The 1,403-nt window shown below is 66.5% G+C and carries 1 protein-coding gene; it reads left to right on the top strand.

Annotated features, from left to right (window positions below; all coding sequences use genetic code 11):
• The first annotated feature begins 64 nt into the window (after positions 1-64).
• Positions 65-1,309, top strand: coding sequence for an IS701 family transposase (locus tag ACFPP6_RS36400; RefSeq protein WP_382051135.1), 1,245 nt, complete (start codon positions 65-67; stop codon positions 1,307-1,309).
• Positions 1,310-1,403 lie beyond the last annotated feature (94 nt).

Raw genomic sequence — 1,403 nt, 5'->3', positions numbered from 1 at the left:
CTTAGTACTCCAGTGAGAATTCGTGTCCTGAGCTGGTTGTTCTCGTTGACCAGTCATGGTGGGGATGGGCGAAGTTGATTGCTGGGCTGCGGAGTTGGAGTCGGTATTCGCTCGGGTGGCGGGCCGCTTCGGGCGGGCTGATCTGCGGTGGCGGATGCGGGACTATGTGCGGGGGCTGCTGGCGCCTGTGGGCCGCAAGAACGGCTGGCAGTTGGCGGAGTATGCGGGCCATCGTGAGCCCGCGGGGCTACAGCATCTGCTGAACGGCGCCCGGTGGGACGCGGATGCGGTGCGGGACGACGTGCGCGAGTACATCGCCGAACACCTCGGCCCGGACGGCGTGCTGATTATCGACGACACAGGCTTCATCAAGAAGGGCACCACATCGGCAGGGGTGTCGCGGCAGTACACCGGGACCTCTGGAAAGATCGACAACTGCCAGATAGGCGTGTTCGCCGCCTACGCCACCACACGCGGTCGGGCCCTGGTGGACCGCGAGCTGTATCTTCCCAAGTCCTGGACGGCAGACCGGGAGCGGTGCCGGGCAGCCAAGGTCCCCGAGTACCGGGGTTTTGCCACCAAGGGCGAGCTGGCCAAAGCCATGGTCCGCCGCTGCCTGGCGGCCGGCCTTCCGGCGGCCTGGGTGACGGCGGACGAGGCGTACGGGCAGGACTGGTCCTTCCGCCGTCTGCTCGAACAGCACGGCCTGAGCTACGTGGTAGCTGTCCCCAAGTCCCAGCAGATCAAGTCCCTGGCCGGCGTCTGGCGCATCGATGAGCTCATCGACGATGCCCCGGCCGACGCCTGGCAGACCCTGTCCTGCGGCAACGGCGCCAAGGGCCCACGCGTCTTCGACTGGGCGGCGGCGAAGCTCCCCGCCAACCTCGTCTTCGACCCGGATCCCCCAACCCACCATCGCTGGGTGATGGCCCGCCGCAGCCTCTCGGACCCCAGCGAGCTCGCCTACTACCTCGCATACGCACCCATCGCTGTGGACCTGGGCGGGCTGGCTCGGATCGCCGGCTCACGGTGGGCCGTTGAAGAGTGTTTCCAGGCAGCGAAGAACGAGTGCGGCCTGGACGAGTACGAGGTCCGCCGCTATGCGGGCTGGTACCGGCACATCACCCTGGCCATGCTCGCCCACGCATTCCTGACTGTCCTCGCGGCCCAGTCCCGGGATACACCAAAGGGGGCTGCAGAAACGACACCACCAGCCTCGTCCCTCTCACCGTGGCGGAGATCCGGCGCCTGCTGGACACTCTCCTACCCCACCCGAAAGCCCATCAGGACAGGTAGCTCCACGCACTGAACTGGTCCCACTGGCGCAGACACCACCAAGCCACCGCCCGCCGCTGCCACTATCAAAGAAGAGCCAGCTCAGGACACGAATTCTCACTGGAGTA

Origin of the sequence: Streptomyces aureoversilis, from assembly GCF_042657885.1 — a bacterium.
GTDB classification, from domain to species: Bacteria; Actinomycetota; Actinomycetes; order Streptomycetales; family Streptomycetaceae; genus Streptomyces; species Streptomyces aureoversilis.
The sequence above is the reverse complement of the archived record's forward strand: the minus strand, read 5'-3'. Positions and strand labels throughout refer to the sequence as shown.